Below are 26,593 nucleotides of genomic sequence, written 5' to 3'. Positions count from 1 at the left end.
CGGTATCCACGCCGAAGCCCGCCTCCCCGAGTGGGGAGGCGGGCTTCGGCCGTGAAATCCAGCGCTTGAGGCGCGGGGCGTTTCAGGGGGCGCTGCCCCCGGACCCCCGCTCCTCAATCGCCGGAGGGGCTTGATTTTGCCGGGTTCAGCTTGGATTTGCCGGATGCAGGGTGAATTTCAGCCTCGCCGGCGTTTGAGGAGCGGAGGTCCGGGGCGGAGCCCCCCGGGCAGCGCCCCCGGTCACGGGCTCACACCACCTGGTGCAGCCACCGCACCGGCGCGCCCTCTCCCGCGTGGCGGAAGGACTCCAACTCGTCGTCCCACGGCTTGCCGAGCAGCTTGGCGATCTCGGCCTCCAGGTCGGTCTCGCCCCGCACCGACCGCGCCAGCGCCGCCCGCAACCGGTCCTCGGGCACCAGAATGTCGCCGTGCATGCCGGTGACGGCGTGGAAGATGCCCAGTTCGGGCGTGGAGCTGTAGCGCTCGCCCTCCGACGTGGGACTCGGCTCAGCCGTCACCTCGAAGCGCAGCAGATCCCAGCCGCGCAGCGCGGAGGCCAGCTTCGACGCCGTGCCGGGCCTGGCCTGCCAGGAGAACTCGGACCGCCAGGTACCGGGCGCGGCCGGCTGTCTGATCCAGTCCAGCTGGACCCGCACACCGAGGACACCCGCCACCGCCCATTCGACATGGGGGCAGAGCGCGCGCGGTGCGGAGTGAACGTACAGAACTCCACGTGTCGTCACCGGGACCTCCAGTGTGGGACGAAGTTCGCCTTACCCAGCGGCCTCGCGCCCGTACCGTCTCTTCTCGGCCGGTTCCCGAGGTTGTCATCAGTAAACAGCATCGGGGTGAATCTCCTGAAAAGGGACAGTATGTGACGTGATGTGATTTACAGAAAGCCACCCGAATAGAGCCGGGTGAGGGGAAGCGCCGCTGGTTCGACGAGGAAAAGCTACCGCGCGGCGGCGCCCGAGGTGTGACGTACCGTCGGTCCCGGGCCCATCATTCGCTCAGCTTTCACCCTGCAGGGCGGCCGGGCCTTCCGACCGGTGCCACGAGGGGTTGCCGGGGGCATAACCGAGGGGAGCCAAGGGATGCAGGATCGTTCCGCCCGCCACCGTTCGCGTACCGCGGCCGCCGTCCTGACGGCCGTCTCGTTGCTCGGCACGGCCGCTCTGGCCGGCTGCGACGCCGGCCGGGACGGGACGACGAAGGGGGCGGCGGCCGAAAAGCAGCGGCCGCCCGCCAAGCCGGGCCCGCTCTGGGACCGCAGACCGGGGTCGGTGGCCGCCGTCGGTGACTCCATCACCCGCGGCTTCGACGCCTGTTCGGTGCTGACGGACTGCCCGGAGGTGTCCTGGGCGACCGGCACGGACAGCGGGGTGCGCAGCCTCGCCGTGCGGCTGCTCGGTGAGTCGGGGGCCGCCGAGCGCAGCTGGAACCATGCCGAGACGGGGGCCAGGATCGCGCAGTTGCCGGAGCAGATGGCGCTGGCCGCGAAGGAGAATCCGGATCTGGTGACGGTGATGATCGGCGCCAATGACGCCTGCCGGGACTCGGCGCGGTTCATGACTCCGGTGGCGGATTTCCGGGCGTCGTTCGAGGCTTCGATGCGTCAGTTGCGCGCCGGGGCGCCCAAGGCGCACGTGTATGTGTCGAGCGTGCCGGATCTCAAGCGGCTCTGGTCGACGGGGCGCGGCAATCCGCTGGGCAAGCAGATCTGGAAGCTGGGGATCTGTCAGTCGATGCTGGGTGACGCGGACGACATGGGCGCGCGCGCCGTGGCCCGGCGCACCTCGGTGCAGGAGCGGGTCGTGGCGTACAACGACGTGCTGCGGAAGGTCTGTGCGAAGGACCGGCGCTGCCGTTACGACGGCGGGGCGGTTTTCGACTACCGGTTCACCGGCAAACAGCTCAGCCAGTGGGACTGGTTCCATCCGGGGCGGAACGGGCAGGCGCGGCTGGCGGAGATCGCGTACCGCAATGTCACCTCGGCCCGGCCCCCGACGTAGTGTTTGTGATCATGGACACAGGTTCGGGCACGGCGCTGCGTACGGAAGAGTTCGGCACCCTCGCGGACGGCGCCGTGGTACACCGCTGGACGCTGGAGCGGGACGGTACGCAGGTGCGGGTCCTGACGTACGGCGGCATCGTGCAGTCGGTCGAGGTGCCCGGCCGGGACGGGGTGCGGGCGGGTGTGACGCTCGGGCTGCCGGATCTCGCCGGGTACGAGACATATTCGGGTCCGTATTTCGGCGCGCTGGTGGGGCGGTACGCGAACCGGATCGGTGGTGCCCGTTTCGAACTGGACGGGCAGACGCACCGGGTGACGCGCAATGAGGGGCGCAACCATGTGCACGGCGGGGCCAGGGGCTTCGACAAGCGCGTGTGGCAGGCGCGGGAGGTAACGGACGGTGTCCGGCTCTCCCTGGTCTCCGAGGACGGCGAGGAGGGCTTCCCGGGGCGTCTGACGGTGTCGGCGACGTACACCCTGGACGCGGGCGGAGCGCTGCGGATCGCGTACCGGGCGACAACGGATGCCCCGACGGTGCTGAACCTGACGAATCACACGTACTGGAATCTCGCGGGCGGCAACAGTGGCAGCGCGCTCGGTCAGGTGCTGCGGATCGCGGCCGGGCAGATCACTCCGGCGGACGCCGAGTCGCTCCCGACGGGCGAGTTCCTGCCGGTGGACGGGACCCGGTTCGACTTCCGTGACCCGAAGCCGGTCGGCGCGGGCTACGACCACAACTTCGTGCTGGACAGCGCCGGCTCGGGCCCGGCGGCCGAGCTGTACGACGCGGTGTCGGGGCGCGTCCTGACCGTCACCACGACGGAGCCCGGGATGCAGCTGTACACGGCGGACCACCTCGACGGGCGGCCATTCGGGCCGTGCGCCGGGATCGCGCTGGAGACCCAGCACTTCCCGGACTCCCCGAACCGGCCCGAGTTCCCGAGCGCGGTGCTGCGGCCGGGCGAGGAGTACGTCTCGACGACGGTGTACGGATTCGCGGTGCGCTGACGGCATGAATCGGCACGGGAGAGCCCCGGAGCGGGGTCAGGTACCGCGCCGGGGCTCTCCCGTACCGCGGGCTACTCCTTGATGTCCACGGCCGTCGTCAGGCGTACGTCACCGAGCGACCGGGCCGCCTGCACCTCGTACGTGCCGGGGACGAGGGTCCAGTCGTACGCCGTCTCGTCCCAGATCTCGTAGGCGCGCCGCTCCAGCGGAATCACTGCCTCGGCGCTCTCGCCGGGGGCCGCCTCGACCCGTGCGAAGCCGGCCAGCCAGCGGACCGGGCGTTCGGTGGTGTCCTCCTGGGGCGCCAGGTAGAGCTGGACGGTCTCGGCTCCGGGCCTGGTGCCGGTGTTGCGGAGGCGGACGGTGGCGGTGTCGGGGCCGGCCACCAGGCTCTCGTACTCCCAGGTGGTGTAGCCGAGTCCGTGGCCGAAGGGGTAGGCGGGCGTGGTGCCGGCCTTCTCCCAGGCCCGGTAGCCGACGAAGACACCCTCCTCGTAGTGGAGTTCGCCGCCCGTGGGGGTGGTGGAGGAGACCGGGACGTCGGCGAGCGCGACCGGCCAGGTGGTGGGGAGGCGGCCGCCCGGTTCCTCGGCGCCGAGCAGGACATCGGCAAGGGCGTGACCGGCCTCCTGGCCGGGGAACCAGCTGAGCAGGACCGCGGCGACCTCGTCGCGCCACGGAAGCTCCACCGGGGAGCCGGAGTTGACGATCACGACGGTGTTCGGGTTGGCGGCGGCGACGGCGCTGACGAGGTCGTTCTGGTGGCCGGGGAGCTTCAGGTCGGTGCGGTCGAAGCCTTCGGACTCGACGCGTTCGGTGGTGCCGACGACGACGATCGCGGTGTCCGCGGCGCGGGCCGACTCGACGGCCTCGGCGATCAGCTCCTGGGGGTCGCGGCGCGGGCCGAGGTGGCAGAAGGAGAACGAGACGCCGGGGATCGGTGCGTCGTCGCCCAGGGTTTCGGGGATCTGCCGCAGGGAGACCTCGACGGGTTCGCCCGCGGTGAGGGCGATCCGGCCGCGCTCCAGTGGGTTGCCGAAGAACGCCTCGCCGGGGTCGGCGGAGCCGGTGACCCGGTGGACCTCGTCGTACAGGGTCTCGCCGGCGACGGTGAGGCTGAGCGCTCCGGTGCCGCGGGTGCCGAAGATGTGCTCGCCGCCGTCGCGCGGGACGAAGGTGCCGGTGATCTCGACGCTGTGCAGCGTCTCGCGGGTCACACCCTCGGGGAAGTCGGCGCCGATCCACTGGACGGTGCCGCTGTGCAGCGGGGCGGAGCCGATGACGGTGCCGGAGGCGTCGTAACAGACGGCCCTGAGCTCGAAGCCCTTCTCGGCGGGGGTGAGTTCGTTGTTCGGGTCGGCGCCGACACGGTAGTCCAGGACGTCCTCGGGGAGGGCGGCGATGAGGCCGTCCAGCGGCGAGACGATGTGGTGCGGGAAGACCTGGGCGGAACCGCCGCCGAGGACCCGGGCGTCCCGGGCGAGCGCCCCGCTGAGCGCGACCTTGCGGACGGCGGCCGGGTCGATGGGGAGCACGGCGCGTTCATTGCGTACGAGGACGAAGGAGCGGCGGGCGATCTCGCGGGCCAGTGCGTCGCCGTCGACGGTCTCGGGGCGTGCGGCCTCGTCGACGACGGGCGGGGCGCCGTCCAGGATGCCGACGCGGGCAGCCAGCCGCAGCACATTGCGTACGGCCCCGTCGACGACGGACTCCTCGACCTCACCGGCCCGTACGGCGTCGGCGAGCGCCTTCCCGTACACGGTCCTGGGGCCCGGCATGGCGACGTCGAGGCCGCCGTTGACGGCGGCGACGGTGGAGCGGGCGGCCAGCCAGTCGGAGACGATGTAGCCGTCGAAGCCCCATTCGCCGCGCAGCACCGCGTTCTGCAGATAGCGGTGCTCGGTCATGGTGGAGCCGTTGACCTGGTTGTACGCGGCCATGATGCCCCACGGGTGGGCGTTCTTGACGATCCTTTCGAACGGGGCGAGATAGATCTCGCGCAGGGTTCGCGGGGCGACGATGTTGTCGACGGTGAAGCGGTCGGTCTCGGCGTCGTTGGCGACGAAGTGCTTGACGGTCGTACCGACGCCGCCGTCCTGTACGCCCCGCACATAGCCGGTGCCGATCTCGCCGGTGAGGTACGGATCCTCGCTGTACGCCTCGAAGTGGCGGCCGCCGAGCGGGGACCGGTGGAGGTTCACGGTCGGGGCGAGAAGGACGTGCACCCCCTTGCGGCGGGCCTCCTGGGCCAGCAGCCGGCCGGCCCGGCGGGCCAGGGCCGGGTCCCAGGTCGCGGCGAGCGCGGTGGGCGAGGGCAGTGCGACGGACGGGTCGTCGGCGGTCCAGGCGACCCCGCGGACGCCGATCGGCCCGTCGGACATCACCAGGGAGCGCAGCCCGACGGCGGGGAGTTCGGGCAGCGACCACATGTCCTGGCCGGCCAGGAGCCGCGTCTTGTCGTCGAGCCCCAGTGCGGCCAGCGCCGCATCGACCGCGGCCTCGCGGGCCGCATCGGGATTGATGGATGTGGACGCGCCTGCCACGGCCGTACCTCCTCGTCGGTTCCTGCACTGAATGTCTCCATAGTGACTCCGCCACCGGTAGAGCAGTAGGGTTCGTTATCGGTCTGTAATCTGTGGGGATGGCGTACGGTCCTCGGAGCGGAACCGATGGAGCACCGGAAGGGGCCGGGAGATGGTGCGGGCCAGAAGCGCGGAGCGGCGGGCGGAGATCCTCCGCGCCACTCTCGAAGTGATCGCCGAGCGCGGTTATCGCGGCGCCTCGCTGAGTGCTGTCGCCGAGCGGGTCGGCCTCAGCCAGCAGGGGCTCCTGCACTACTTCCCGACCAAGGAGGCGCTGCTCGTCGCCGTGCTGGAGGAGCGCGACCAATGGGACACGGGCGGCGGCACCCGGAGCGACGGCACATGGCGGATCGATCTGCTGGCCTCGCTCGTCGAGTACAACGCGATGCGGCCCGGCATCGTCCAGACGTTCTCGGCGCTGCTCGGCGAGAGCGTGACGGAGGGTCATCCCGCGCGGGAGTTCTTCACCCGCCGCTACACCCAGGTCCGGGCGAGCATGGCGGCGATGCTGCGCGCCGAGTACGGCGAGCGGCTGCCGGGCGGCCTGACTCCGGAGCGCGCGGCGCCGCTGCTGGTGGCGATGATGGACGGGCTTCAGTACCAGTGGCTGCTGGACCCGGATTCGGTGGACATGCCGGCGGCTTTCCAGGATTTCCTGACGCTCTTGCGGTCGACGGAACCGAGCACCCCCGAGAACCCTCCATCATGACATGACCTGCAACGACACCTGTACGACAAGATCGACAATCCCCACCTGCGGGTGATTTCCGAACGATCTACGCGCGTCCGGGCAGAGGTCACCGTCCCTGGCGCCCCAGGGTGGGGCGCATGACTTCCAAGCCTGCCGGCCCTTCCTCCGGCCTGCCCTCCCGGCGCACCGTGATCACAGGTGCCGCCGCCGGTGCCGCCGCCCTTGCCACCACCGCCGTGGGCTCCGCAAGTGCCGCCGCGCCGGGCGCCCTTGGTGCACCCGCCGCATCCGCAACCTCGCTCGCGCCCGCGGCCGCCCCCGCCTCGGACTGGGACGCCTGCTTGAACATCGCCCGCGCCATCCTCGTACGCGACGAACAGGACCAGCCGCTGGTCCCCCTCTACCGCGACATCCTGCTGTCCAAGGGCCTGCCGCGCAGCCGTAAGGCCCCCAAGAAGGTGCTGGTCGTCGGCGCGGGCCCGGCCGGGCTCACCGCCGCCCATCTGCTCCGCAGCGCCGGGCACACCGTCACCGTGATCGAGGCCAACGGCAACCGTGTCGGCGGCCGGATCAAGACCTTCCGCAAGGGCGGCCACGAGAACGCGAAGGCGCCGTTCGCCGACCCGAAGCAGTACGCCGAGGCCGGCGCCATGCGGATCCCCGACAGCCACCCGCTCGTCACCGGGCTCATGGACAGTTTCGACCTGAAGCGCCGCCGCTTCTACCTGGTCGATGTCGACACCGAGGGCCGGCCGGTCAACCGCACCTGGATCCACGTCAACGGCATCCGGATGCGCAAGGCCGACTACGCGAAGAAGCCGCAGGCGATCAACCGCTCGTTCGGGGTCCCCGCGGAGTTCGAGAACAAGACCGCCGCGACGATCGTGCGGGAGGCCTTCGCACCCGTGCGCAAGGAGTTCGAGGGCAAGGAGGGCCGCGAGCTCGTCGAGGGCTGGGCGCGGGTCATCCAGCGGTACGGACACTGGTCGATGTTCCGCTTCCTGACCGAGGCGGCCAAGCTCGACGAGCGCACCATCGACCTCATCGGCACCGTCGAGAACCTCACCTCCCGGCTCCATCTCGCCTTTGTGCACAGCTTCATCGGGGCCTCCCTGATCAGCCCGGACACCGCGTTCTTCGAGCTGCCGGACGGCACGGCCACCCTTGCCGACGCGATGTACAAGCGGGTGAAGGACATCGTGCGGCTGGACCGCCGGGCCACCAGGATCAGCTACGGCGCGGACCGCGTCCGGGTCGAGACGGTCTCCGAGGGCCGGGACGGCAAGCCGCTCGTGCGCGAGACGTTCACCGGCGACCGGGCGGTCATCACCGTGCCGTTCTCCGGGCTGCGCCACATCCCCGTCGCTCCCGCGCTCTCGTACGGGAAGCGGCGCGCGATCACCGAGATCCACTACGACGCGGCGACCAAGGTGCTGCTCGAATTCAGCCTCCGCTGGTGGGAGTTCGAGGAGAAGGACTGGAAGACCGAGCTGGACAAGGTCCGGCCCGGTCTGTACGAGGCCTACCGGTTGGGCAGGGCGCCGGCCGACGGTTCGCTGCTGGGCGCCCACCCCTCCGTACCGCCCGGTCATCTCCCGCCCAACCAGCGCGTGCACTACGCGGCGTACCGGGCCACCGCCCGCAACCAGCCCGAGGCGGCGCATGTCATCGGCGGCGGATCGGTCACCGACAACCCAAACCGCTTCATGTTCCAGCCGTCCCACCCGGTCGAGGGGAGCGCGGGCGGCGTCGTCCTCGCCTCGTACAGCTGGGCCGACGACGCGCTGAAGTGGGACTCGCTGGACGACGACGAGCGCTATCCGCACGCCCTGGGCGGGGTGCAGGACGTGTACGGGCAGCGCATCGAGGTCTTCTACACGGGCGTCGGCGCCACCCAGTCGTGGATGCGCGATCCGTACGCGTACGGCGAGGCGTCGGTGCTGCTGCCCGGCCAGCACACCGAACTGTTCGCCGATGTGCGCTCGGTCGAGGGGCCGCTGCACTTCGCCGGCTGCCACACCTCGATCAAGCCGGCCTGGATCGAGGGGGCCCTGGAGTCGGCGGTCAGGTCCGCGCTGGAGGTGCACAGCAGCTGACCCGGGTCGGCGGGCGTCGCTCAGCGGGCCAGGACCTTCAGTGCCCTCCCAGGCCCAGGGTGACGCCCAGCCCGACGAGCACCGATCCGATGCCCCGGTTGAGGACCTTCTGCCACCTCAGCATCGCGGTGCGCAGACGCGGGTTGGAGAAGAACAGCGCGACCAGCCCGAACCAGCCGAGATGGGCGACGGACATGAACAACCCGTAGCCGGCCTGATGCCACAGGCCGGTTGTGGGCCCGACGACCTGGGTGAAGGTCGACACGACGAAGAGCGTGGTCTTGGGGTTCAGCGCGTTGGTGAGGAAGCCGGTGCGCAGGGCCCCGAGCCGGGTCAGCTGCGGCTTCGAGTCCAGGTCGACGCCGAGATCGCTGCGGGCGAGGAAGGTCCGCACCCCGATATAGACGAGATAGGCCGCGCCGACCAGTTTGATCGCGGTGAACAGGGCCGTCGAGGACGCGATCAGCAGCCCGACGCCGAGCATCGTGTACGTGACATGGACGAGCACGCCTGCGGCGACTCCGACGGCGGACAGCAGCCCCGTCGTACGGCCGTGGAGACAGCTGTTGCGGACGACCATCGCGAAGTCCGCGCCCGGACTGATGACGGCGAGGACGGTGATGACGGCGACAGCGATGATCTCGGTCATGGGCGCGGAATCTCGTCAGCCCTTGTCGAGGGTGTACGGGGCGGGGGCCACGTTCTCGTCCTCGTCGGACGCCACCAGGTCCCGTGCCAGCAGGGTGGCTCCGGCGACGGCTCCCGGCATCAGGAACACGGCGACGAACGGGACGAGGAAGGCGAGTCCCAGCGGTACGCCGAAGCCGAGGGTCAGCATGCGGCGCCCGCGCAGCAGGACGAGCCGGTCCTTCAGGACGATGCCGCGGCGCTGGAGCGCGACGGCGGTGAGCTCCTCGGCGAGGAAGTAGCCGGTGACGCAGAAGCCGATCACGGGGACGACGGTCTGGCCGACGACCGGAATGAATCCGAGGGCGAAGAGCAGCACCGAGTACAGCCCCACCCGCACCAGGATGCGGACGCTGTCGCGGGCGGATATCCACAGCTCCCGCCAGAGCGGCAGCCCGGACTCGGGAACCTCGCCGCCTTCCGTACGGTCGACCTGCTCGGAGAGCGACTCGTAGAAGGGCTGGCCGACCAGCAGCGTCACGGCGGTGAACGTGATCACGGCGAGGAAGAGACCGAGGGCGAAGACCAGCACGGTCAGGGTGTTACGGAGCAGGCCGAGCCAGGGCGATGACCAGTCGTCGGCGAAGGGAGTCGCCCAGGTCACCAGGTTGTCGGCGCCGTAGCCGAGGCCGACGAACGCCGCCGCATACAGGACGAGGGTGATGAGTCCGGGCAGCAGCCCGAAGCCGAACCAGCGTCCGTGCCTGCCGACCCATCGCTGTCCCTTTATCAAATAGCCGAAGCCCACCCCTAGATCACGCATGGCGTCAGCGTACTGGTGGGGGCCGGGGCCTTTCCCGCCGCGGTGTGTGGTGCACGGCCGAGGGCCGCACCCCTGCGGGGGTACGGCCCTCGGCCGGTTTCGAGCGGTCAGGCGACCGACAGCTCGACCTTGATGTTGCCGCGTGTGGCGTTCGAGTACGGGCACACCTGGTGGGCCTTCTCGATGAGCGACTGCGCGGTTGCGGTGTCGACGTTCGGGATGGTGGCGGTGATCGCGACCTCCAGACCGAAGCCGCCCTCGGCGGTCTTGCCGATGCCGACCGCGGCGGTCACCGTGGAGCCGGAGATGTCGGCCTTCTCCTGACGGGCCACGACGCCGAGTGCGCCCTGGAAGCAGGCGCTGTAGCCGGCCGCGAAGAGCTGCTCCGGGTTGGTGCCCGCGCCGCTTCCGCCCATGGCCTTGGGCGGGTTGACGATGACGTCGAGATTGCCGTCGTCGGACGAGACGCGGCCGTCGCGGCCGTTCTCGGCGGTGGCGACGGCGGTGTAGGCAACAGTGATGTCCTGAATGGCCATGCCGGAAATTCCTTCTGCTGTGCGTCGCGACTCGCGCCCACGATCGCGACGGCCTGTGGAGGAGCCTAACGGGTGCACCCGAGCCTCTGTCAGGCGAGGGAAACGATCATCTTTCCGGTGTTCTCGCCACGCAGCAGCCCCGTGAAGGCGTCGAAGCCGTTCTCGATGCCTTCGACGAAGGTCTCCCGGTACTTCAGCTCGCCCGAGGCCAGCCAGCCGGCGACCTCCTGCACGAACTGCGGCTGGAGCGCGGCGTGATCGCCGACGAGCATGCCCTGGATGCGCAGCCGCTTACCGATGACCAGGGCGAGGTTGCGCGGACCGGGGGTCGGCTCGGTGGCGTTGTACTGGGCGATCATTCCGCAGACGGTGACCCGGCCGTGCACGTTGAGCAAGGAGATCGCCGCTTCGAGGTGCTCGCCGCCGACATTGTCGAAGTAGACGTCGATGCCGTCGGGGGCGGCCTCGCGCAGCTGCTCGGCGACCGGGCCGTTCTTGTAGTTGAAGGCCGCGTCGAAGCCGTACTCCTCGACGAGGAGCTCGACCTTCTCGTCGGAACCGGCCGAGCCGATGACCCGCGAGGCGCCCTTGAGCTTCGCCATCTGGCCGACCTGGCTGCCGACCGCACCGGCGGCGCCGGATACGAAGACGGCGTCGCCCTCCTTGAAGGAAGCGACCTCGAAGAGGCCGGCGTAGGCGGTGAGGCCGGTCATGCCGAGCACGCCGAGATAGGCGGAGAGCGGGGCGAGCGACGCGTCGACCTTCACGGCGTGCTTGGCCGGGACGTCGGCGTACTCGCGCCAGCCCAGGCCGTGCAGGATGTGGTCGCCGACCGCGATGCCCTCCGCGTTCGAGGCGATGACCTCGCCGACCGCTCCGCCTTCCATGGGGTGGTCGAGCTTGAAGGGCGGGGTGTACGACTTCACGTCGTTCATCCGGCCCCGCATGTACGGGTCGACCGAGAAGTACAGATTGCGGACGAGGACGCGGCCCTCGCCGGGAGCGGTGACCGGGGCCTCACGCAGCGCGAAATCCTCGGCCTTCGGCCAGCCGTGGGGGCGGGCTACCAGGTGCCATTCACGGCTGGACGTGGGAAGTGCTGCAGACATGGGCTCGGGGTCTCCTCGATGCCTTACGGGGTGGGGGAAGCTTCGCCCGGGCCGGTGGGGGCCGACAGGGGAAGCCGAAATGCTTCATTACGTGAAACAACCATGCTCCTGAATATTTCACCTTGTCAAGTAACCGGTTATCCTGGGCGTCATGGCCACCACTCGTACAGACCCTCTGACCCTCGAAGTCGTCGAGCTCATCGGTACCGTCGTGGCGCGTTACTACGAGGAGTACGACGAGGCCGCGGCGGCCCACTCCCTCACCGGCGCCCAGGCGCGCGTCCTCGGGCTGCTCTCCCTGGAGCCGATGCCCATGCGCAAGATCGCCCAGAAGCTGAAGTGCGAGCCGTCGAATGTCACCGGCATCGTCGACCGGCTGGAGACGCGCGGCCTGGTGGAGCGCAGGCCGGATCCGGCCGACCGGCGGGTGAAGCTGGCCGCCCCGACGGAGAAGGGTGCGCGGACGGCGCAGCAGCTGCGCGATTCACTCACTTTCGCCCGGGAGCCGCTGGCCGAGCTGTCGGACGGGGACCGGGCGATGCTGCGGGACCTGCTGCGGCGGATGCTGGGCGATTCAGGCCCGCGCCGCGACTGAGGACACGGGGCGGCCGGGGGCGACGCGACCGGGCGAACCGCTCACTGGCAGAACCACGGGATCCACCAGCACGACTCGGACTCGGTCGGCGTGGGCCTGGGAGTGGGCGAGGCCGGGGGCGTCGACTTCGTCGGTTCGTCGCTGGGCCGGGCGGAGCCCGAGGGGTCGCCGGGCGTTCCGCCAGCGGCGGGACCGGAGGACGGCTCCGCGGAGGCGGAGGGCGCGGTGGAGGCCGGTGCCGACGCGGCGGAACCCTCGGGGCGGGCGCTGCCGGTGGCCGCGCCCGCACCCGTGGCATCGGCCGGATGGGAATCGGTGGCCGGGAGCACGGATGGACCGCCCACCGGACCGGGCGGCTCGACCGCGTCGCTCGCCGAGGGGTCAGGGGCCGGCTCGGTCGTGACCGAGGTCGATTCGCGTACGTAGTCCGAGGCGCCGTCGTCGCCCTTCGGCTCGATGGCCAACTCGGCCAGGCTCAGCGCCCCGGCCGCGAGCACCACGCCGAGCACGACGAGCAGCGCCGTCCGGCCGCGACGGCGGTGCGTACGCCGGCCACGCCCCTGCGCCCCGGCCCTCCGGTCCGGCCTCTGGGAACCATGTGTGCCGCGCGCAGGCTGGGCGGCACCGCGCTCCCGGCGGCGTCGGCCCCCGGGCTGGGACGGTGCGGGCGCCTCGCGCTCCGCATCCGGTTCGTGACCGGAGAACGCAGGCATCGCGTAGTGGCTCAGCGCCTCGGCGGGAGTTCCGCATCCGGCACAGGCCAGGGCACCGTTGAGATGCCGCTGACACGGGTGGCAGTAATCCATGGCGCCCGCAGATTAGATGCCTGCAGGACAGCGTAGATAGCCGCTCAGGTGAGGATCCTGTGTGGAAACGTTGAATCCATGACCTCGCCCACGCATTTCGGTCCCCGTGAGTTCCAGCTCGTCCTGTTGCGCCGGATGGCCGACCATCAACCCGCCCTCGTCGACGACGCCCGGCAGGAACTGAGCGCCTCGCTCGCCGAGATGCGGGAGGCCAACCGTCGTTGGCAGGCCATGGTGCGGGCGCCGCGCGGGCGGGGCGCCCTGCGCCGCTACCGTTCGGTGCTCGGCGAGCCCGAGTCGTCCGTACAGCGCACCATCGGCGACCTGGAGTGCGACGCGCTGCTGTGGCCGGTGCCGCTCTGGCCGGATCTGCGGTTCGAGGTGATGGTCGCGCCGGGCGGGGCCGTATGGAACGAATGGCTGGTCCGGGCGCCGGGAGCGCCGGGCCCCGAGCTGCGTACGGTCGAGGATCTGCGCCCCTGGTCGGGCACGGTGGACGAGGTCGCACGGGCCTTCGCGCCGGCCCGCCCCATGGAAGGCAGCGCACCGACCCGGTGGGCGCTCGCGATCACCGCGCCCGGGACGGGTGATCCGTATGTCGCCGAATTCACCTGGGGGCTGTTCCAGCGGCTGCTGCCCGGCTGACTTCCCCGTACCGCACTTTTCTGTCGGTTCGTCAGCCATGTACCTCCTACGGCCCATCCCGACGCGCGCAATGACTCCGAACGGCGCACGATGCGAAGAGAGCCGGCTGCCGCCGGTACCCCAATCAGCGCTCTCGGGAGAACCTGCCGTGACCGTCAGCCTTGAGCAGTTGCGCCGTTGCCATGTCGCCGTCGACCTCGGGGCCGCCCGGACCCGTGTGTACGTCAAGGGGCTCGGGCTCGTCGTCGACGAACCGAGTGCCGCCGCCATGAACACCCGTACCGGCTCGCTCATCGCCGTCGGCACGCTCGCCGAACAGATGACGGGCCGCACCCCCGACTACATCCGGGTGGTCCACCCGGTCACCGGCGGAACCGTCATCGACATCGAGATGGCCCAGCGCATGCTCCGCCAGTTGCTCGGCGACAAGCTCCGCCGCCAGCTGCGCCGCAAGCCACGGCTGCGGGCCGCCGCCTGCACCCCGCACGACAGCGATCCGCTCGCCCAGCGGGCCACCATCGAGACCCTGGTGGGTCTGGGGGCCCGGCGAGTCGAACTGGTCGACACCCTGATCGCGGCGGCCGTCGGCTGCGGGCTGCCCGTCGAGCAGCCGACCGCCTCCATGATCATGGTGTGCGGGGCGGCGACCACCCAGATCGCGGTGCTCTCGCTCGGTTCGATCGTGACCGCCGCACGCATCCCGGTCGGCGGCGACGCCATCGATCACGCGGTGATCCAGCACCTGCGCCAGCACCACGAGCTGATGCTGCCGAGCCAGTCCGTACGCCCGCTCCAGCTGGCGCTCAACGGCGGCGGTCTGAACGCGCACGCTCCCGCCACGACCGAGATCCACGGCCGGGACGTGGCGACCGGCCTGGCCCGCTCGGTGCAGGTCGACACCGCCGCGATGCGTCAGGCGATCCACGCGCCGCTGACCGCGGTGCTCGACGCCCTCGGCAAGATCCTGCGCGACTGTCCGCCCGACCTGGTGGCCGACATCGCCGACTGCGGGATCATGATGGTCGGCGGCAGCGCGCTGCTGCCCGGTCTCGAACAGATGCTGCGGAATGCCACGGGTGTGCCCGTGCACATCGCCGAGCGGCCCGACGTGTGTTCCGTACTGGGGCTCGGTGCGATGCTGGACGGGAAGATCGAGCCGTTGGTTCTCGACCCGCTCGCCTGCTGACCACCGCGGGGGTGCGGCGTATGACCGAAGAGACAGCGAACACGGCGGCGGCGAACACGGCCGCCGGGCCCCGGGACGAGGAGACGGCCGCCGCGTCCGGCACTCCGCAGGCACCCCGGCTGCCGATGCTCCTGGAAGCGGTGCTGAGCGTCGGCACCGATCTGGAACTGAGGGCCACCCTCCAGCAGATCGTGGACGCCGCCGCCGCACTGACCGAGGCCCGGTACGGTGCGCTCGGCGTGCTCGACCCCGAGCGCGGCATCATCAGCGAACTGTTCACCACGGGCCTCGACGACACCGAGCGGCAGCGCATCGGCCACTTCCCGGACGGGCACTCGGGGATGCTCGGCGTCCTCATCGACGAGCCGGAGCCGCTGCGCTCGGACGATCTGACCACCGACCCGCGCTCCTGCGGGGTGCCGCCCGGCCACCCGCCGATGCACTCCTTCCTCGGGTCGCCGATCCGGGTGCAGAACCAGGTGTTCGGCAATCTCTACCTCACCGAGAAACGCACCGGCCACTTCACCGATACGGACATGGCGCTGCTGCGGGTGCTGGCCTCGCAGGCCGGAATCGCGATCGGCAATGCCCGGCTGTACGAGGCCGCCCGGCAGCGGGAGCGCTGGATCGAGGGGGCGGCCGCCGTCACCACCACCCTGCTGACCGGCGAGAACGCGGCCGACGCGCTGATGACCGTCGCCGAGGGGGCCAGAGCCCTCGCCGACGCCTGTGCCGGGGTGATCCTTCAGCCGAACAAGCAGGGCGGGATGGAGATCGTCACCGCGTCCACGCTCGACGATCCGGCCGGGATCGTCGGTACGACCATCGAGCCCGGCTCCGCCTTGCTGGTCCAACTGCTGGGTGGCGAACCGGTGTTCATCGAGGACTCGGCGACCGATCCGCGGATGACGACGCATGTGCGGACACGGTTCGGCCCCAGCATGATGCTGCCGCTGCAGAGCGGCGGGCGGCTGATCGGCACCCTTGCTCTGCCCCGGCGGCGCGGCGACCGCCCGTACACGGCCGAGGACCGGCTGCTGGCCGCCCAGTTCGCCTCGCAGGCCGCGCTCGCCCTGGTCCTGGCGGACGCCCAGCACAACCGGGAACAGCTCGCGGTGTACGAGGACCGGGACAGGATCGCCCGCGATCTGCACGACCTCGTCGTCCAGCGGCTGTTCGCGACCGAGATGATGCTGGAGTCGACCCGCCACAGGGCCACCGCCCCGGAGACGGACGAGCTGCTCGGCACGGCCGTCGACGAACTGGACTCCACCATTCAGGAGGTACGGACGGCGATCTTCACCCTCCAGCAGCCACCCTCCGAGGCCCCCGCCACGTTCCGCGGCCGGGTGCTGCGGGAGACCAGGGGCGCCGCGGCCGTCCTCGGCTTCCAGCCGTCGGTGCACTTCAACGGGGCGGTCGACACATTGGTCCGGGACCCCGTGGACCGGCGGCTGCTCACCGCGCTGCGGAGCACCCTCGCGGCCGCGCACCGGCGGGCCGGAGTATCGGCGATCGAGGTGGAGGTGGATGCGGCGGCCGTGCTGCCGGACGGGCGGGCCGCCGTCCGGCTGGCGGTCGCCGACGACGGCCGGGACGAGGACGGCTCGCGCTCACCGACCTTCATCTGGCAGGCGCCGCTCTGAGCGCGACGCGGGTGTTGGAGTGGGCGACGCCGGCCTCCCTCTTGAGCCTGCGCAGCAGTCCGTCCAGCGCTGCGGTGTCGGCGACGGCGGCCCGTACGAGGTAGTCGTGGCCGCCGGTCACATGCACCACTTCGGTGATGCCGGGCAGGGCGAGCACCGCCCGCTCGAACACCTCGTTCGTCGTGTCCATCCGCAGCGACACGTCGATGAAGACGACAAGACCCGTACGGGTGTCGGCGGCCGGGTCGATGATCACGGTGAAGCCGCGGATGACCCCGTCGCGCCGCAGCCGGCGCACCCGGTCGGCCGCGGCGTTGGCGCTGAGCCCGACCCGTACGCCCAGATCGCGGTACGAGATCCGGGCATCCTCCTGCAGGATGCCGAGGATTTCCCTGTCCAGACGGTCCATACTGCGATTGTCGCAGCTTTGTCCGGATTGCGACTTCGCAAGGCGCATCCTGAGCTCTCTGCCCTCCCCGCGCGCGGTTCCCGGCCGGGTCCCCGCATGGCGCATCCCCACGGGCCCATGGCTTGTGCCCGCCCTTGACTGAACGGGTGGATGCAGCCGTCAAGCAGCCTCTTGTCCCGGTCGGCGCACCGTCCGCGGCCGCCTGTCGCAACGTCGTGATGGCCACGATCGGTTTCGGGCTGACCTTCTGGGCCTGGAATCCGATCGCACGGCTCTGAGGGCGAACCGGTCGGCGGACGGGACCAGGGGTGCCGGGCTAGGGTGCGGCAGGTGACTCCTCTTCTGTTTGTGCCGGATGACGGTTCCGCCCGGGAAGCCACCCGATTCGGCGAACACACCATGACGTACGACCGGTTGACCGCCGCCTCCACCGCGCTCGCCGCGCGTCTCAGCGGTGCCGGACGAGTCGCCGTCTGGGCCACGCCCACGCCCGAGACCGTGGTCGCCGTCGTGGCCGCGCTGCGGGCCGGGGTGCCGGCGGTGCCGCTCAACCCGAAGACGGGCACGCGCGAACTCGCACACATCGTGGCCGACAGCGAACCGACCGTGGTGCTGGCCGGGGCGGGGGACGTGCTCCCGCCGGTGCTGGACACGCTGGACCGTATCGATGTCGACACGGCCCCGGACGGCGAGGGCGGCGGCGCCGCGCTCCCGGAGCCCTCCCCCGAGTCCCCCGCGCTGATCGTCTACACCTCCGGCACCACGGGCCCGCCCAAGGGCGCGATCCTGCCGCGGCGGGCGATCGCCGCGTCACTGGACGCGCTGGAGGACGCCTGGCAGTGGACCGGCGACGACGTACTCGTCCACGCCCTGCCGCTGTTCCACGTGCACGGTCTGATCCTGGGCGTGCTCGGTCCGCTGCGCCGTGGCGGATCGGTGCGGCACCTGGGCAGGTTCTCCACCGACGGTGTGGCCCGGGAGCTGTCGTCCGGCGGCACGATGCTCTTCGGCGTACCGACGATGTATCACCGGCTGGCCGAGGCCCTGGACGGCTCCGCCCCCGGTGCGGCCGAGCTGGCGAAGGCGCTGGCCGGGGCCCGGCTGCTGGTGTCCGGGTCTGCCGCACTGCCGGTCCACGACCACGAGCGGATCGCGGCGGCGACCGGCCGCCGGGTCATCGAGCGGTACGGCATGACGGAGACCCTGATGAACACGGGCGTCCGGGCCGACGGCGAACCACGCCCCGGCACGGTCGGCGCACCCCTGCGCGGCGTCGAGCTCCGCCTGGTCGAGGAGGACGGCACCGTACTCACCGGTCCCGACGCCATCGGCGAGATCCAGGTGCGCGGTACGAACCTCTTCACCGGCTATCTGAACCGCCCCGACGCCACGGCCGCCGCGCTCACCGAGGACGGCTGGTTCCGTACGGGAGACATGGCCACCCGTGACACCGACGGCTATGTACGGATCGTCGGCCGCAAGGCCACGGATCTGATCAAGAGCGGCGGGTACAAGATCGGCGCCGGTGAGATCGAGAACGCGCTCCTCGACCACCCCGGTGTCCGCGAGGCCGCCGTCACCGGTGAGCCGGACCCGGATCTGGGCGAGCGGATCGTCGCCTGGGTGGTGCCGGCCGACCCCGCCTCGCCCCCGACGGAGGACGAGCTCGCGGACCATGTGGCCGCCCAGCTGTCCCCGCACAAGCGCCCGCGCACGGTCCGCTACCTGGACGCACTGCCCCGCAACGACCTGGGCAAGATCATGAAGCGGTCGCTCCATGCGTGAGCGGCTGACGGCGAGGGCGGCGATCGCGGCCCTCACCACCGAGTTCGAGGAACTCGTCGAATCCGGCGTGGCCGACCACGACACGGATGGGGACGGGCCCCTGTCCTGGGCCGGGTACGCGGACTCCCGGGCCCGCGCCGCCGCTCGTACCGGCGAGGAGGAGTCCGTCGTCCACGGCCTCGCCTCCGTCGGCGGCCGGAGCTGTGTCCTGGTCTCGTTCGAGTTCGGATTCCTGGGCGGCTCACTCGGGCAGCGCACCGGGGACCTGCTGGAGGCCGCGTACGAGGCCGCCCGGACCCGGGGGCTTCCGCTGGTCTCACTCATCGCGACGGGCGGCAGCCGGATGCAGGAGGGCATGGTCGCACTGACCCAGCTGCAGCGCGTGGCCCGCGCCTCGGCACGGCTGCGGGCGGCCGGCCCCGCTCAGCTCGCGGTCCTGCGTGATCCGACGACGGGCGGCGGCTGGGCAACGCTGGGCGCGGGCGCCGATGTGATCCTGGCGCTGCCGGGCGCCCAGGTGGGGTTCGCCGGGTCCCGGGTGCGGCCTGCGGACGCGGACCCCCACGCGTACACCGCCGAGGGCCAGCTGGCCGCGGGCCAGATCGACGCCGTCGTCCCGCCGGACGAGCTCCCGGAGGCAGTGGCCCGCTGGCTGCAGGCGCTCCACGCACCCGGTTCCCCGGCCCCCGGCCCCGCTCCGGTGCCGGACGCCCTGTCCGCCACCGGTCTCCCGGTGACCGGCTGGGATGCGGTCCGGCAGGCCCGCTCCCCCTCCCGGCCACGCGCCGACGCGTATCTGGACGCGTATTTCGACCACCGGCTCGCGCTCGGCGGCGACCGCTGCGGTGGCACGGATCCGGGGCTGCGCTGCGGTTTCGGGCGGCGCGACGGCCGGACGATCGCGTACGTCGCCCAGTGCGGCACCGCGACCCGCCCGGCCGGATACCGCACGGCGGCCCGGGTGATCCGGCTGGCCGACCGGCTCGGTGTTCCCGTGCTCACCCTGATCGACACCCCCGGCGCGGCGAACGACGCCGAGGCGGAACGGGCGGGCGCGGGCGCGGCCATCGCCGGCGCCTTCGCGGCGATGGCCGAGGCCAGGGTCCCCGTCACGACGCTGGTGATCGGCGAGGGCGGTTCGGGCGGCGCACTGGCCCTGACGGCACCGGGGAACACCTATGTCACCCAGGACAGCTACTTCTCGGTGATCGCCCCGGAATCGGCGGCGGCGATCCTGAAGCGCACCCAGGACGAGGTGCGTGCCACGGCCGACCAGCTGCGGCTGCGCCCCCAGGACCTGGTGGAGCTCGGCATCGCCCGCGCCGTGGTGCGGCCGGAACCGTCCGGGGACTGAACCGTCAGGGCTGCGGGTCCTTCGCGTCGTACCGCGCGAACCCGCGCCACCGCAGCCCCAGCAGCGATACGGCGACGACACAGGCGATCCCGCCGCCGGTCACTGCCAGGCCGGGCGAGGCCAGATCGGCGACCGATCCGGCCAGAAAGTCGCCGAGCCTCGGTCCGCCCGCCACGACGACGATGAACACGCCCTGCAGCCGTCCTCGCATCTCGTCCGGCACGGCCGCCTGGAGCATGGTGTTCCGGAAGACCATCGACGTGGTGTCCGCACACCCGGCGAGCGCGAGGAAGATCAGCCCGAGCCAGAGCTGACGGGTCAGCCCGAAGAGCGCGATGGCGGTGCCCCAGGAGGCGACGGCCAGGAGCACGGCGAGGCCGTGGCGGCGGATGCGTCCCAGCCATCCGGAGAACACCCCGCCGAGCAGCGCCCCCAGCGCGGGAGCGGCGACCAGCAGCCCGGTGGTCTTCGCGTCACCGCCGTACCAGACCACGGCGACGACGGGGAACAGCGCCCGGGGATGGGCCAGCACCATGGCGCACAGGTCGGTGAAGAAGGTCATCCGCAGATTGGGCCTGGTCCCGAGGAAGCGCAGCCCGTCCGCGACAGATGCCCGTTTGCCGCCCGCGCCCTCCTCCCGCTCCGGAAGCATCGAGGGAAGCCGCCACATCGCGTACAGCGAGGCGGTGAAAGTGATCGCATCGACGGTGTACGCGGCCCGGTACCCCCACCAGCCGACGATGAGCCCGCCGAGCATCGGCCCGACCAGTGTGCCGGTGGTGCTGGTCATGGAGTTGAGCGCGTTGGCGGCGGGCAGTTGCTCGGCCGGGAGCAGCCGGGCGATCATCGAGCTGCGGGCCGGTGAGTTGACGGCGAAGCAGGCCGCCTGCAGGGCGACGATCGCGTACAGCAGCCCCACCTGTTCCACCCCGGCGACGGTGGCGGCGACCAGCCCGACGGAGAGGACGAACGACCCCGCGGAGCTGGCCAGTCCCAGCTTGCGGCGGTCGATGGTGTCCGCGACGGCCCCGCCGTACAGCCCGAAGACGACCAGCGGCACGAACGAACAGAACCCGATGAGGCCGACCGAGAAGGCGGACCCGGTGATGTCGTAGACCTGGAGCGAGACGGCGAGCGCCGTCATTCCCTGCCCGATCCAGGAGACCGTGTTCCCGAACCAGAGCCGCCGGTAGTCGGGGGAGGTCCGCAGCGGCGTCAGATCGGCGAGTATTCGTGTGTGGTGTGCAGGTTCTTCGGCTGTTTCGGTCACAGCGGATGGTAACGACCGGCGTGTGTCCGGTGGTCCGGCCCCCATCGGGCACAGCCTGTTCCCGGCCACGTCTCCGCGTCAGGAGGCGTGACCGGCCGCGCAGTTCGGCGCCCGCTTCCGCCCGCCTACCGCCAGTGGATTCCTGACGGGCGGGCAGGCGAGTACACAGTGCCGTTATGTGGTTGTTGGGCACGGCGCTCGAACAGAGTGGCGTACAGACCTCTCCGGCCCAGGAGTTGGGTATGCGTGCCCGACTCCACCAGACGTCCCTCGTCCAGAACAAGGATGCGGTCGGCGTCCGCGGCAAGGGCCAGGTCGTGCGTGATCACGATGGTGGTGCGTCCCTCGGCGAGGCGCCGCAGCGGCGCGAGGATACGCTGTGCGGCCATTCTGTCCAGTCCGGTGGTGGGTTCGTCGAGGAGGAGGACGGGCGCGTCGCGCAGCATGGCGCGGGCGATCGCGATGCGCTGCAGCTGGCCTCCGGAGAGCCGCGAAGTGCCGGTGGAAATGACAGTGTCATATCCCTCCGGCAAGGCGCGGATGAACCCGTGGGCGTCGGCCGCCTTCGCGGCTTCCACGACGTCACGGTGGCTCGCATCCGTGCGCGCGCAGCCGATGTTCTCCTCGATGGTGTCGTGCAGGACGAGCGTGTCCTGGGGCAGCAGCGTGATGTTCCGGCGGAGGTAGGTCAGCGGCAGCTGGTCCACGGACACGCTGTCCAGCCGGACACTGCCGGCATCCGGGTCGTAGAACCTCAGCAGCAGAGCCGCCAGGGTCGACTTGCCCGCGCCACTGGGGCCGGTGATGACCAGCAGTTCCCCGGGGCTCGCGGTGAACGAGAGGTCCCGGAGCACCGGCTCACTGCTGCCGGGGTAGCGGAAGGTGACCTGACACGCCTCCACCTCGCCGAGCGCGCGGTTGCGGGGCGGGGCGGGCACGGAGGCGGCCGGATCGGTGACGGCGGGCTCGGCGTCGAGGATCTCCAGCAGCCGTTCGGCTCCCGCGGTCGCGGCGGTGGCCGTCAGACCGAGTTGGCCCAGGGAACGGATCGGGGGGTAGAGGTAGCCGATGAAGGCGGCGAAGGCCAGAAGCTGTCCGAGGGTCATCCGTCCCGCGGAGATCTCCCACGCCCCCAGGCCGATGATCGCCAGGACGCACAACGTTTCGAGGACCTCGACGAGTTGCTCGTAGAACTCGGTGAGGCGAACCGCCTTCACCGCTGTCTTCAGCCGGATCCGTGCCTTGTCGAGGAGCCGCGTCTCCTCGTCCTGCTGCCTGTTGTACGCCTGGGTCATGACGACGTTCACCAACGTCTCCTCGACCACTGCCGTGATGGCACCGTCCGCCGCGCGGCCGCGCCGGGAAACAGCGCGCAGGGGCCCGGCGAAACGGGTGGTCGTGAACCAGAAGAGCGGCACCATGACAAAGGTGGCGAGGGCAAGATCCCAGCGCAGCCAGAGGGCGGCGGCGGCATAGAAGACCGTGCCGAACAGGGCGGAGGCAGCCCCGACGATGCCGGAGACCACGAGCGCTTCGATGGCTTCCACGTCGCCCGTCAGCCGCTCCACCAGGTCACCGCGGCGATTGCGCTGGTAGAAGTGCGGCGGAAGCGTCTGAAGATGACTGAATACCCGTGCCCGCAGCCTCATCACGAAGCGTTCGGCGACCCAGGCGGCGAGCGAGTTGCCCAGATACCCCACCACCGCACCGATGACGGCCACGGCGACCCACTGGCCGGCGGGCTTCCAGAAGGCGCTGACGGAGCCGGTCTGCAGAGCGGTGTCGGTGAGTTTTGCGAAGAGCAGGACCGTGATGGTCTCGGCGATGGCGGCCAGGACGGCGCACAGGAAGATGAGGACGAGCCAGCGCCGGTCACCCTTGGTCAGGGGCCAGAAGCGCCGGAACGCCATGACGATGCTGATGGGATCCGTGCGGATCGGAACATCCGTCACCGAGTCCTGAGAAGTCTCTTCGGGGGGCGCTGGGCGCCGGGATGAGCTGCGCAGGCGCATGGGCGTCACGTCACAGAGGTGCTCGGACTATGGACCATCTCCATAGGCGCGGACCCCCAAACCGCGAGGCCGACCCGCGCCGGAGCGCGAGCCTGCCTCGCTTTGGGGATGGTGTCGGGGATGTCGGGTCAGCGGCCGTAACCGCCACCGCCGCCGCCACGGCCGTAACCGCCACCGCCGCCGCCGCGTCCGTAACCGCCGCCGCCGCGTCCGTAACCGCCGCGGCCGTATCCGCCACGGCCGTAGCCGCCGCGTCCATAACCGCCACGGCCGTAACCGCCGCGTCCACCATCACCGTCGTGGTCCCTGTGGTCGAAGATGCTGCGTACGTTCATCTTCGTCTCCTTCGGAGGGTATCTGCGCCGCTCCTTGCTCTTGCTGCGGCACTTTCGACACTACGACCACCCCCTACGACCAACAAGTCGTACAAGCCCCGATTCGGGTAAAAGTCATGAAATGCCGTAAACCTTCGGAGCGTTGTCACAAGTGACTCTCTGGACACCCGCCAGAGCCAGGACACAGACAACCCTTCAGCGACTGAACACCTTTGCCTACGGCAAAGCTCACCACCAGAACCTTGAAGCAGGTCATCGCGCAGACGGCACGGGCCTGACGGGGACCTGACGGCCCCTTCGCGGCCGCACGCCGTCACGCACAATCGGGCCTGCCCGCAAGACCTCTGACGGCGTGAGAGGGCCGACCGGCGACGCGCCGGGCCGCGGCGCGGACACTTGATCTTGGTCCGGGGCTATGGTGAGGGCCCCCACGGATTCCATGAGGGCCCTGCCGCCTGCATATGCGCAGGTCATAACGATTCTGCCGGGAACAGCGGCAGTGGGGCGGGTGGGACTCGAACCCACGGCCGACGGATTATGAGTCCGCTGCTCTAACCGGCTGAGCTACCGCCCCTTTTCGGCGTGGCGCGTACAAGTGTGCGCGCCGTCTGCCGCAGCATAGCCGGTCATACGATCTCTCGCTCCGGATGGTCGGCTTCGCATGACCATGAAGACCGTGCTGCTCCCCGCCCGGTTCCGAACGGAGCGAAGTAGACGCGGAAAAGTCACGTGTACCTCACACGCACCACGGCGAAGGGCCGACGGCAGGCACGCGAAAAAGGACCCCGCAGGGTCCTCTTCCGTTCCGCTCCCCCGACTGGACTCGAACCAGTAACCCTCCGGTTAACAGCCGAATGCTCTGCCAATTGAGCTACAGGGGATCGCGCTCCCCCGACTGGACTCGAACCAGTAACCTGCCGGTTAACAGCCGGCTGCTCTGCCAATTGAGCTACAGGGGATTGCTGCGTTTGCACCGAACCCTACCTGCCTGGCTCCTGCCGGGCGGCGCGCGTTCGCTGCGACACATACATTAGCGCAAGCAGGGGGGTGCTTTGCCAATCGGTATCGCCCGGGGTGATCTCGGGTGCCCGCGGGTAGGCGGGCAGCACACGTCGCACTGAGCAAGGAAGGGTGGCAGCCATGCGGTACCGGCTCACGTTCATCGCCGGACTGGCCCTCGGATACGTGATCGGCACGCGGGCCGGGCGCGAGCGTTACGAGCAGCTGAAGAAGTCCGCACGTCAGTTCGCCCAGAATCCGGCCGTGCGCAATACCGCCGAGTCCGCAGCCCAGAGCGGCCGCGATCTGGCCGGCAAGGCTTACCACGCGGTCAGCGACAAGGTCGGCGAGAAGGTGCCCGCCTCGGTGGCCGACCGGGTGCGCTCGCTGCGGGACCGCGGCCAGAACGGCGAGGACGACTGGGGCACCACCAACACCTAGTCGGGGGCCGCCCGCCCACTGCCGCGCCACCGGTACGGAAACGCCCCGGCGGTGCGGCAGAATCTTGGGCATGGGCATAGTCGCCGGCTTGGACAGTTCTTCCGCCTTCACACACATCGTCGTCTGCGATACGGACACGGGCGCCGTGCTGCGCCGGGGGTACGCCGCACACCCCGTCGAGGCGAAGGCCACCGCGGTCGACCCGCAGGCGTGGCTGCTCTCGCTCGGCGAGGCCGCCACCGGAGGGCTGCTCGAAGGCGTGCAGGCCATCGGTGTCTCCGCGCAGCAGCACGGTCTGGTGCCGCTGGACCACCAGGGCAATCTCGTACGCCCGGCGCTGCTCGGCAATGACAGGCGAGCGCAGGTCGCCGCGGCCGATCTGATCGACGGGCTCGGCGGGCGGCAGGCATGGGCCGAGGCGGTCGGGGCGGTGCCGCAGGCCGCGCAGCCGGTGTCGAAGCTGCGCTGGCTGGCTCGGACCGAGCCGGAGGCGGCCCAGCGCGTGGCCTCGGTGCTGCAGCCGCACGACTGGCTGGTGTGGCAGCTGCTGGGGCGGCCGGTCCGGCGGACCACCGACCGGGGCGCCGCGTCCGGCACCGGTTACTGGTCGGCGGGCAGCGGTGCCTACCGGCCCGACCTGGTGGAGCTCGCGCTCGGGCACCAGGCGGCGCTGCCCGAGGTGCTCGGCCCCTCCGATGCGGCCGGGACGACGCCCGAGGGGCTGCTGATCTCCGCGGGGACCGGCGAGACGATGGCGGCGGCGTTCGGGCTCGGGGTCGGGGCCGGCGATGCGGTGGTGTCGCTGGGCGCATCGGGCTCGGTCATGGCGGTGCACCACGAGGCGCTGTCCGATCCGAGCGGGATGATCACTTCGTTCGCGGACGCGACCGGGATGCATCTGCCGGTGGTGCACACGTCGAATGCGGTACGCGCATTGCGCGGGTCCGTCGAGATGCTGGGCGTGGAGGGGCTGGAGGAGCTGTCCGCGCTGGCGCTGAAGTCGACGCCGGGCGCCTCCGGGCTCGTACTCCTGCCGTATCTGGAGGGTGAGCGCACCCCGCATCTGCCGCACACGGCGGGGACGCTGTGCGGGCTGCGGCGCGAGTCGATGAAGCCGGAGCATCTGGCGCGGGCGGCGTTCGAGGGGATGCTGTGCTCGCTGGCCGACGCGCTCGATGTTCTGCGCGGCCGCGGTGTCGAGGTGCGGCGGGTGTTCCTGCTGGGGGCGGCGGCCGAACTGCCCGCGGTGCAGGGGCTCGCGCCCGCGCTGTTCGGTACGCAGGTGGTCGTGCCGCAGCCCGCCGAGTACGCGGCGCTGGGCGCGGCCCGGCAGGCGGCCTGGGCTCTGGGGGTCTCGCAGGGGACGGCCGATCCCCTCACTCCCCCGGCCTGGCAGGGGGCCGCGGCGCAGGTGCTGGAGCCGGGCGAGGAGCTGGCGGCCGGCCGGGCGGTGCGCCAGCAGTACGTGGCCACGCGCGACCAGATTCATCCGGGGGCGTTCGACTCCGCGCCCTGAGCCGCCCACCCTGCGTGACATGACCGGGTACACCTGACGGAGATCGATCTTCCGCACGTGTACTCGGTCTTTTTTTTGACCTGGTCTTGAATAAAATCGTTCGCAGCC

General features: G+C 70.8%; 23 protein-coding genes, 3 tRNA genes and 1 pseudogene. 13 read left to right on the top strand and 14 right to left on the bottom strand.

All coding sequences use genetic code 11. The features are described 5' to 3' along the window. Window positions 1–248: 248 nt before the first annotated feature. The gene (locus NRF20_RS30995) at window positions 249–743 is read right to left on the bottom strand and encodes a DUF3145 domain-containing protein (protein ID WP_114244370.1); all 495 of its coding nucleotides are present in this window, start codon (window positions 741–743) and stop codon (window positions 249–251) included. A 351-nt stretch (window positions 744–1,094) separates the two neighbouring features. Here NRF20_RS30995 and NRF20_RS30990 point away from each other — a divergent pair, with 351 nt between their 5' ends. Then, window positions 1,095–2,012 (top strand): SGNH/GDSL hydrolase family protein, encoded by a 918-nt coding sequence (locus tag NRF20_RS30990; RefSeq protein ID WP_413753698.1) that lies wholly within the window; start codon window positions 1,095–1,097, stop codon window positions 2,010–2,012. Between the two features lie 11 nt (window positions 2,013–2,023). Further along, window positions 2,024–3,022: an aldose epimerase family protein gene (locus NRF20_RS30985; protein WP_413753697.1), complete on the top strand. Its 999-nt coding sequence runs from the start codon at window positions 2,024–2,026 to the stop codon at window positions 3,020–3,022. A 71-nt stretch (window positions 3,023–3,093) separates the two neighbouring features. On the opposite strand, the gene NRF20_RS30980 is transcribed toward NRF20_RS30985, so the two are convergent. After that, window positions 3,094–5,565: a beta-glucosidase gene (locus NRF20_RS30980; RefSeq protein WP_413753696.1), complete on the bottom strand. Its 2,472-nt coding sequence runs from the start codon at window positions 5,563–5,565 to the stop codon at window positions 3,094–3,096. Window positions 5,566–5,716: 151 nt separating this feature from the next. Here NRF20_RS30980 and NRF20_RS30975 point away from each other — a divergent pair, with 151 nt between their 5' ends. Together NRF20_RS30975 and NRF20_RS30970 are read left to right on the top strand one after the other, a co-directional pair. After that, window positions 5,717–6,313 carry a TetR/AcrR family transcriptional regulator gene (locus NRF20_RS30975; protein WP_398628632.1) on the top strand — a complete coding sequence of 199 codons (597 nt, stop codon included), beginning with the start codon at window positions 5,717–5,719 and terminating at the stop codon, window positions 6,311–6,313. Between the two features lie 119 nt (window positions 6,314–6,432). Beyond that, window positions 6,433–8,391 (top strand): flavin monoamine oxidase family protein, encoded by a 1,959-nt coding sequence (locus NRF20_RS30970; protein WP_398628633.1) that lies wholly within the window; start codon window positions 6,433–6,435, stop codon window positions 8,389–8,391. Between the two features lie 37 nt (window positions 8,392–8,428). On the opposite strand, the gene NRF20_RS30965 is transcribed toward NRF20_RS30970, so the two are convergent. From NRF20_RS30965 to NRF20_RS30950, 4 genes are all read right to left on the bottom strand, one after another. Further along, the gene (locus NRF20_RS30965; protein ID WP_398628634.1) at window positions 8,429–9,040 is read right to left on the bottom strand and encodes a LysE family translocator; all 612 of its coding nucleotides are present in this window, start codon (window positions 9,038–9,040) and stop codon (window positions 8,429–8,431) included. Window positions 9,041–9,055: 15 nt separating this feature from the next. Beyond that, on the bottom strand, window positions 9,056–9,841 hold the full coding sequence (locus tag NRF20_RS30960) for an EI24 domain-containing protein (RefSeq protein WP_398628635.1): 786 nt from the start codon (window positions 9,839–9,841) through the stop codon (window positions 9,056–9,058). A 107-nt stretch (window positions 9,842–9,948) separates the two neighbouring features. Then, entirely contained in the window at window positions 9,949–10,377 is a 429-nt protein-coding gene (locus NRF20_RS30955; RefSeq protein ID WP_266361662.1) for an organic hydroperoxide resistance protein, read from the bottom strand. Between the two features lie 89 nt (window positions 10,378–10,466). Continuing rightward, the gene (locus NRF20_RS30950; protein ID WP_413753695.1) at window positions 10,467–11,486 is read right to left on the bottom strand and encodes an NADP-dependent oxidoreductase; all 1,020 of its coding nucleotides are present in this window, start codon (window positions 11,484–11,486) and stop codon (window positions 10,467–10,469) included. Window positions 11,487–11,637: 151 nt separating this feature from the next. Between NRF20_RS30950 and NRF20_RS30945 the strand changes: the two genes are divergently transcribed. Continuing rightward, the gene (locus NRF20_RS30945; RefSeq protein WP_398628637.1) at window positions 11,638–12,081 is read left to right on the top strand and encodes a MarR family winged helix-turn-helix transcriptional regulator; all 444 of its coding nucleotides are present in this window, start codon (window positions 11,638–11,640) and stop codon (window positions 12,079–12,081) included. A 41-nt stretch (window positions 12,082–12,122) separates the two neighbouring features. On the opposite strand, the gene NRF20_RS30940 is transcribed toward NRF20_RS30945, so the two are convergent. Next, on the bottom strand, window positions 12,123–12,794 hold the full coding sequence (locus tag NRF20_RS30940) for a hypothetical protein (RefSeq protein WP_413753694.1): 672 nt from the start codon (window positions 12,792–12,794) through the stop codon (window positions 12,123–12,125). 171 nt (window positions 12,795–12,965) lie between these two features. On the opposite strand from NRF20_RS30940, the gene NRF20_RS30935 reads away from it, so the two are divergent. The 3 genes from NRF20_RS30935 to NRF20_RS30925 all read left to right on the top strand — a co-directional run bounded on the left by NRF20_RS30935 (window position 12,966) and on the right by NRF20_RS30925 (window position 16,364). After that, window positions 12,966–13,532: a hypothetical protein gene (locus NRF20_RS30935; RefSeq protein ID WP_398628639.1), complete on the top strand. Its 567-nt coding sequence runs from the start codon at window positions 12,966–12,968 to the stop codon at window positions 13,530–13,532. Window positions 13,533–13,680: 148 nt separating this feature from the next. Beyond that, window positions 13,681–14,718: a rod shape-determining protein gene (locus NRF20_RS30930; RefSeq protein WP_398628640.1), complete on the top strand. Its 1,038-nt coding sequence runs from the start codon at window positions 13,681–13,683 to the stop codon at window positions 14,716–14,718. A 125-nt stretch (window positions 14,719–14,843) separates the two neighbouring features. Beyond that, entirely contained in the window at window positions 14,844–16,364 is a 1,521-nt protein-coding gene (locus NRF20_RS30925; protein WP_398628948.1) for a GAF domain-containing protein, read from the top strand. Here NRF20_RS30925 and NRF20_RS30920 read toward each other — a convergent pair. Next, window positions 16,342–16,773 (bottom strand): Lrp/AsnC family transcriptional regulator, encoded by a 432-nt coding sequence (locus NRF20_RS30920; protein WP_093897145.1) that lies wholly within the window; start codon window positions 16,771–16,773, stop codon window positions 16,342–16,344. The two genes, NRF20_RS30925 and NRF20_RS30920, sit on opposite strands and share 23 nt — an antisense overlap. A gap of 146 nt (window positions 16,774–16,919) precedes the next feature. Between NRF20_RS30920 and NRF20_RS30915 the strand changes: the two are divergent. The 3 genes and pseudogenes from NRF20_RS30915 to NRF20_RS30905 all read left to right on the top strand — a co-directional run. Beyond that, a pseudogene (locus NRF20_RS30915) lies at window positions 16,920–17,042 on the top strand (MFS transporter); the annotation flags it as partial. 130 nt (window positions 17,043–17,172) lie between these two features. Further along, window positions 17,173–18,558, top strand: coding sequence for an acyl-CoA synthetase (locus NRF20_RS30910; protein ID WP_398628949.1), 1,386 nt, complete (start codon window positions 17,173–17,175; stop codon window positions 18,556–18,558). Further along, on the top strand, window positions 18,551–19,912 hold the full coding sequence (locus NRF20_RS30905; protein WP_398628641.1) for a carboxyl transferase domain-containing protein: 1,362 nt from the start codon (window positions 18,551–18,553) through the stop codon (window positions 19,910–19,912). Before NRF20_RS30910 ends, NRF20_RS30905 begins: the two co-directional genes overlap by 8 nt. A gap of 4 nt (window positions 19,913–19,916) precedes the next feature. Here the strand turns inward: NRF20_RS30905 and NRF20_RS30900 are convergent, their stop codons facing one another. The 6 genes from NRF20_RS30900 to NRF20_RS30875 all read right to left on the bottom strand — a co-directional run bounded on the left by NRF20_RS30900 (window position 19,917) and on the right by NRF20_RS30875 (window position 24,488). After that, on the bottom strand, window positions 19,917–21,182 hold the full coding sequence (locus NRF20_RS30900) for an MFS transporter (RefSeq protein WP_398628642.1): 1,266 nt from the start codon (window positions 21,180–21,182) through the stop codon (window positions 19,917–19,919). A gap of 125 nt (window positions 21,183–21,307) precedes the next feature. Then, window positions 21,308–23,194 (bottom strand): ABC transporter ATP-binding protein, encoded by a 1,887-nt coding sequence (locus tag NRF20_RS30895; protein ID WP_398628950.1) that lies wholly within the window; start codon window positions 23,192–23,194, stop codon window positions 21,308–21,310. A gap of 128 nt (window positions 23,195–23,322) precedes the next feature. Next, on the bottom strand, window positions 23,323–23,529 hold the full coding sequence (locus NRF20_RS30890) for a hypothetical protein (protein ID WP_398628643.1): 207 nt from the start codon (window positions 23,527–23,529) through the stop codon (window positions 23,323–23,325). Between the two features lie 500 nt (window positions 23,530–24,029). Beyond that, a tRNA-Ile gene (locus tag NRF20_RS30885) sits at window positions 24,030–24,103 on the bottom strand. Window positions 24,104–24,337: 234 nt separating this feature from the next. Next, window positions 24,338–24,410, bottom strand: a tRNA-Asn gene (locus NRF20_RS30880). 5 nt (window positions 24,411–24,415) lie between these two features. Continuing rightward, window positions 24,416–24,488: transfer RNA gene (locus NRF20_RS30875), tRNA-Asn, on the bottom strand. A 181-nt stretch (window positions 24,489–24,669) separates the two neighbouring features. On the opposite strand from NRF20_RS30875, the gene NRF20_RS30870 reads away from it, so the two are divergent. Further along, window positions 24,670–24,969 (top strand): YtxH domain-containing protein, encoded by a 300-nt coding sequence (locus tag NRF20_RS30870; RefSeq protein WP_383962527.1) that lies wholly within the window; start codon window positions 24,670–24,672, stop codon window positions 24,967–24,969. A gap of 70 nt (window positions 24,970–25,039) precedes the next feature. Next, entirely contained in the window at window positions 25,040–26,485 is a 1,446-nt protein-coding gene (locus NRF20_RS30865) for an FGGY family carbohydrate kinase (RefSeq protein WP_413753693.1), read from the top strand. The last annotated feature ends 108 nt before the right edge of the window (window positions 26,486–26,593 follow it).

The organism is Streptomyces sp. R-74717 (assembly GCF_047305335.1).
In the GTDB taxonomy this organism is placed as follows: Bacteria; Actinomycetota; Actinomycetes; order Streptomycetales; family Streptomycetaceae; genus Streptomyces; species Streptomyces atratus.
The sequence above is the reverse complement of the archived record's forward strand: the minus strand, read 5'-3'. Positions and strand labels throughout refer to the sequence as shown.

What these genes read in the sequence shown, in the direction of transcription:
- NRF20_RS30990 (WP_413753698.1), top strand. Translation starts at nt 1,095, where the DNA reads ATGCAGGATCGTTCCGCCCGCCACCGTTCGCGTACCGCGGCCGCCGTC.
- NRF20_RS30985 (WP_413753697.1), top strand. Translation starts at nt 2,024, where the DNA reads ATGGACACAGGTTCGGGCACGGCGCTGCGTACGGAAGAGTTCGGCACC.
- NRF20_RS30975 (WP_398628632.1), top strand. Translation starts at nt 5,717, where the DNA reads ATGGTGCGGGCCAGAAGCGCGGAGCGGCGGGCGGAGATCCTCCGCGCC.
- NRF20_RS30970 (WP_398628633.1), top strand. Translation starts at nt 6,433, where the DNA reads ATGACTTCCAAGCCTGCCGGCCCTTCCTCCGGCCTGCCCTCCCGGCGC.
- NRF20_RS30965 (WP_398628634.1), bottom strand. Translation starts at nt 9,040, where the DNA reads ATGACCGAGATCATCGCTGTCGCCGTCATCACCGTCCTCGCCGTCATC.
- NRF20_RS30960 (WP_398628635.1), bottom strand. Translation starts at nt 9,841, where the DNA reads ATGCGTGATCTAGGGGTGGGCTTCGGCTATTTGATAAAGGGACAGCGA.
- NRF20_RS30955 (WP_266361662.1), bottom strand. Translation starts at nt 10,377, where the DNA reads ATGGCCATTCAGGACATCACTGTTGCCTACACCGCCGTCGCCACCGCC.
- NRF20_RS30950 (WP_413753695.1), bottom strand. Translation starts at nt 11,486, where the DNA reads ATGTCTGCAGCACTTCCCACGTCCAGCCGTGAATGGCACCTGGTAGCC.
- NRF20_RS30945 (WP_398628637.1), top strand. Translation starts at nt 11,638, where the DNA reads ATGGCCACCACTCGTACAGACCCTCTGACCCTCGAAGTCGTCGAGCTC.
- NRF20_RS30940 (WP_413753694.1), bottom strand. Translation starts at nt 12,794, where the DNA reads ATGCCTGCGTTCTCCGGTCACGAACCGGATGCGGAGCGCGAGGCGCCC.
- NRF20_RS30935 (WP_398628639.1), top strand. Translation starts at nt 12,966, where the DNA reads ATGACCTCGCCCACGCATTTCGGTCCCCGTGAGTTCCAGCTCGTCCTG.
- NRF20_RS30925 (WP_398628948.1), top strand. Translation starts at nt 14,844, where the DNA reads ATGCTCCTGGAAGCGGTGCTGAGCGTCGGCACCGATCTGGAACTGAGG.
- NRF20_RS30920 (WP_093897145.1), bottom strand. Translation starts at nt 16,773, where the DNA reads ATGGACCGTCTGGACAGGGAAATCCTCGGCATCCTGCAGGAGGATGCC.
- NRF20_RS30910 (WP_398628949.1), top strand. Translation starts at nt 17,173, where the DNA reads ATGACGTACGACCGGTTGACCGCCGCCTCCACCGCGCTCGCCGCGCGT.
- NRF20_RS30905 (WP_398628641.1), top strand. Translation starts at nt 18,551, where the DNA reads ATGCGTGAGCGGCTGACGGCGAGGGCGGCGATCGCGGCCCTCACCACC.
- NRF20_RS30895 (WP_398628950.1), bottom strand. Translation starts at nt 23,194, where the DNA reads ATGCGCCTGCGCAGCTCATCCCGGCGCCCAGCGCCCCCCGAAGAGACT.
- NRF20_RS30890 (WP_398628643.1), bottom strand. Translation starts at nt 23,529, where the DNA reads ATGAACGTACGCAGCATCTTCGACCACAGGGACCACGACGGTGATGGT.
- NRF20_RS30870 (WP_383962527.1), top strand. Translation starts at nt 24,670, where the DNA reads ATGCGGTACCGGCTCACGTTCATCGCCGGACTGGCCCTCGGATACGTG.
- NRF20_RS30865 (WP_413753693.1), top strand. Translation starts at nt 25,040, where the DNA reads ATGGGCATAGTCGCCGGCTTGGACAGTTCTTCCGCCTTCACACACATC.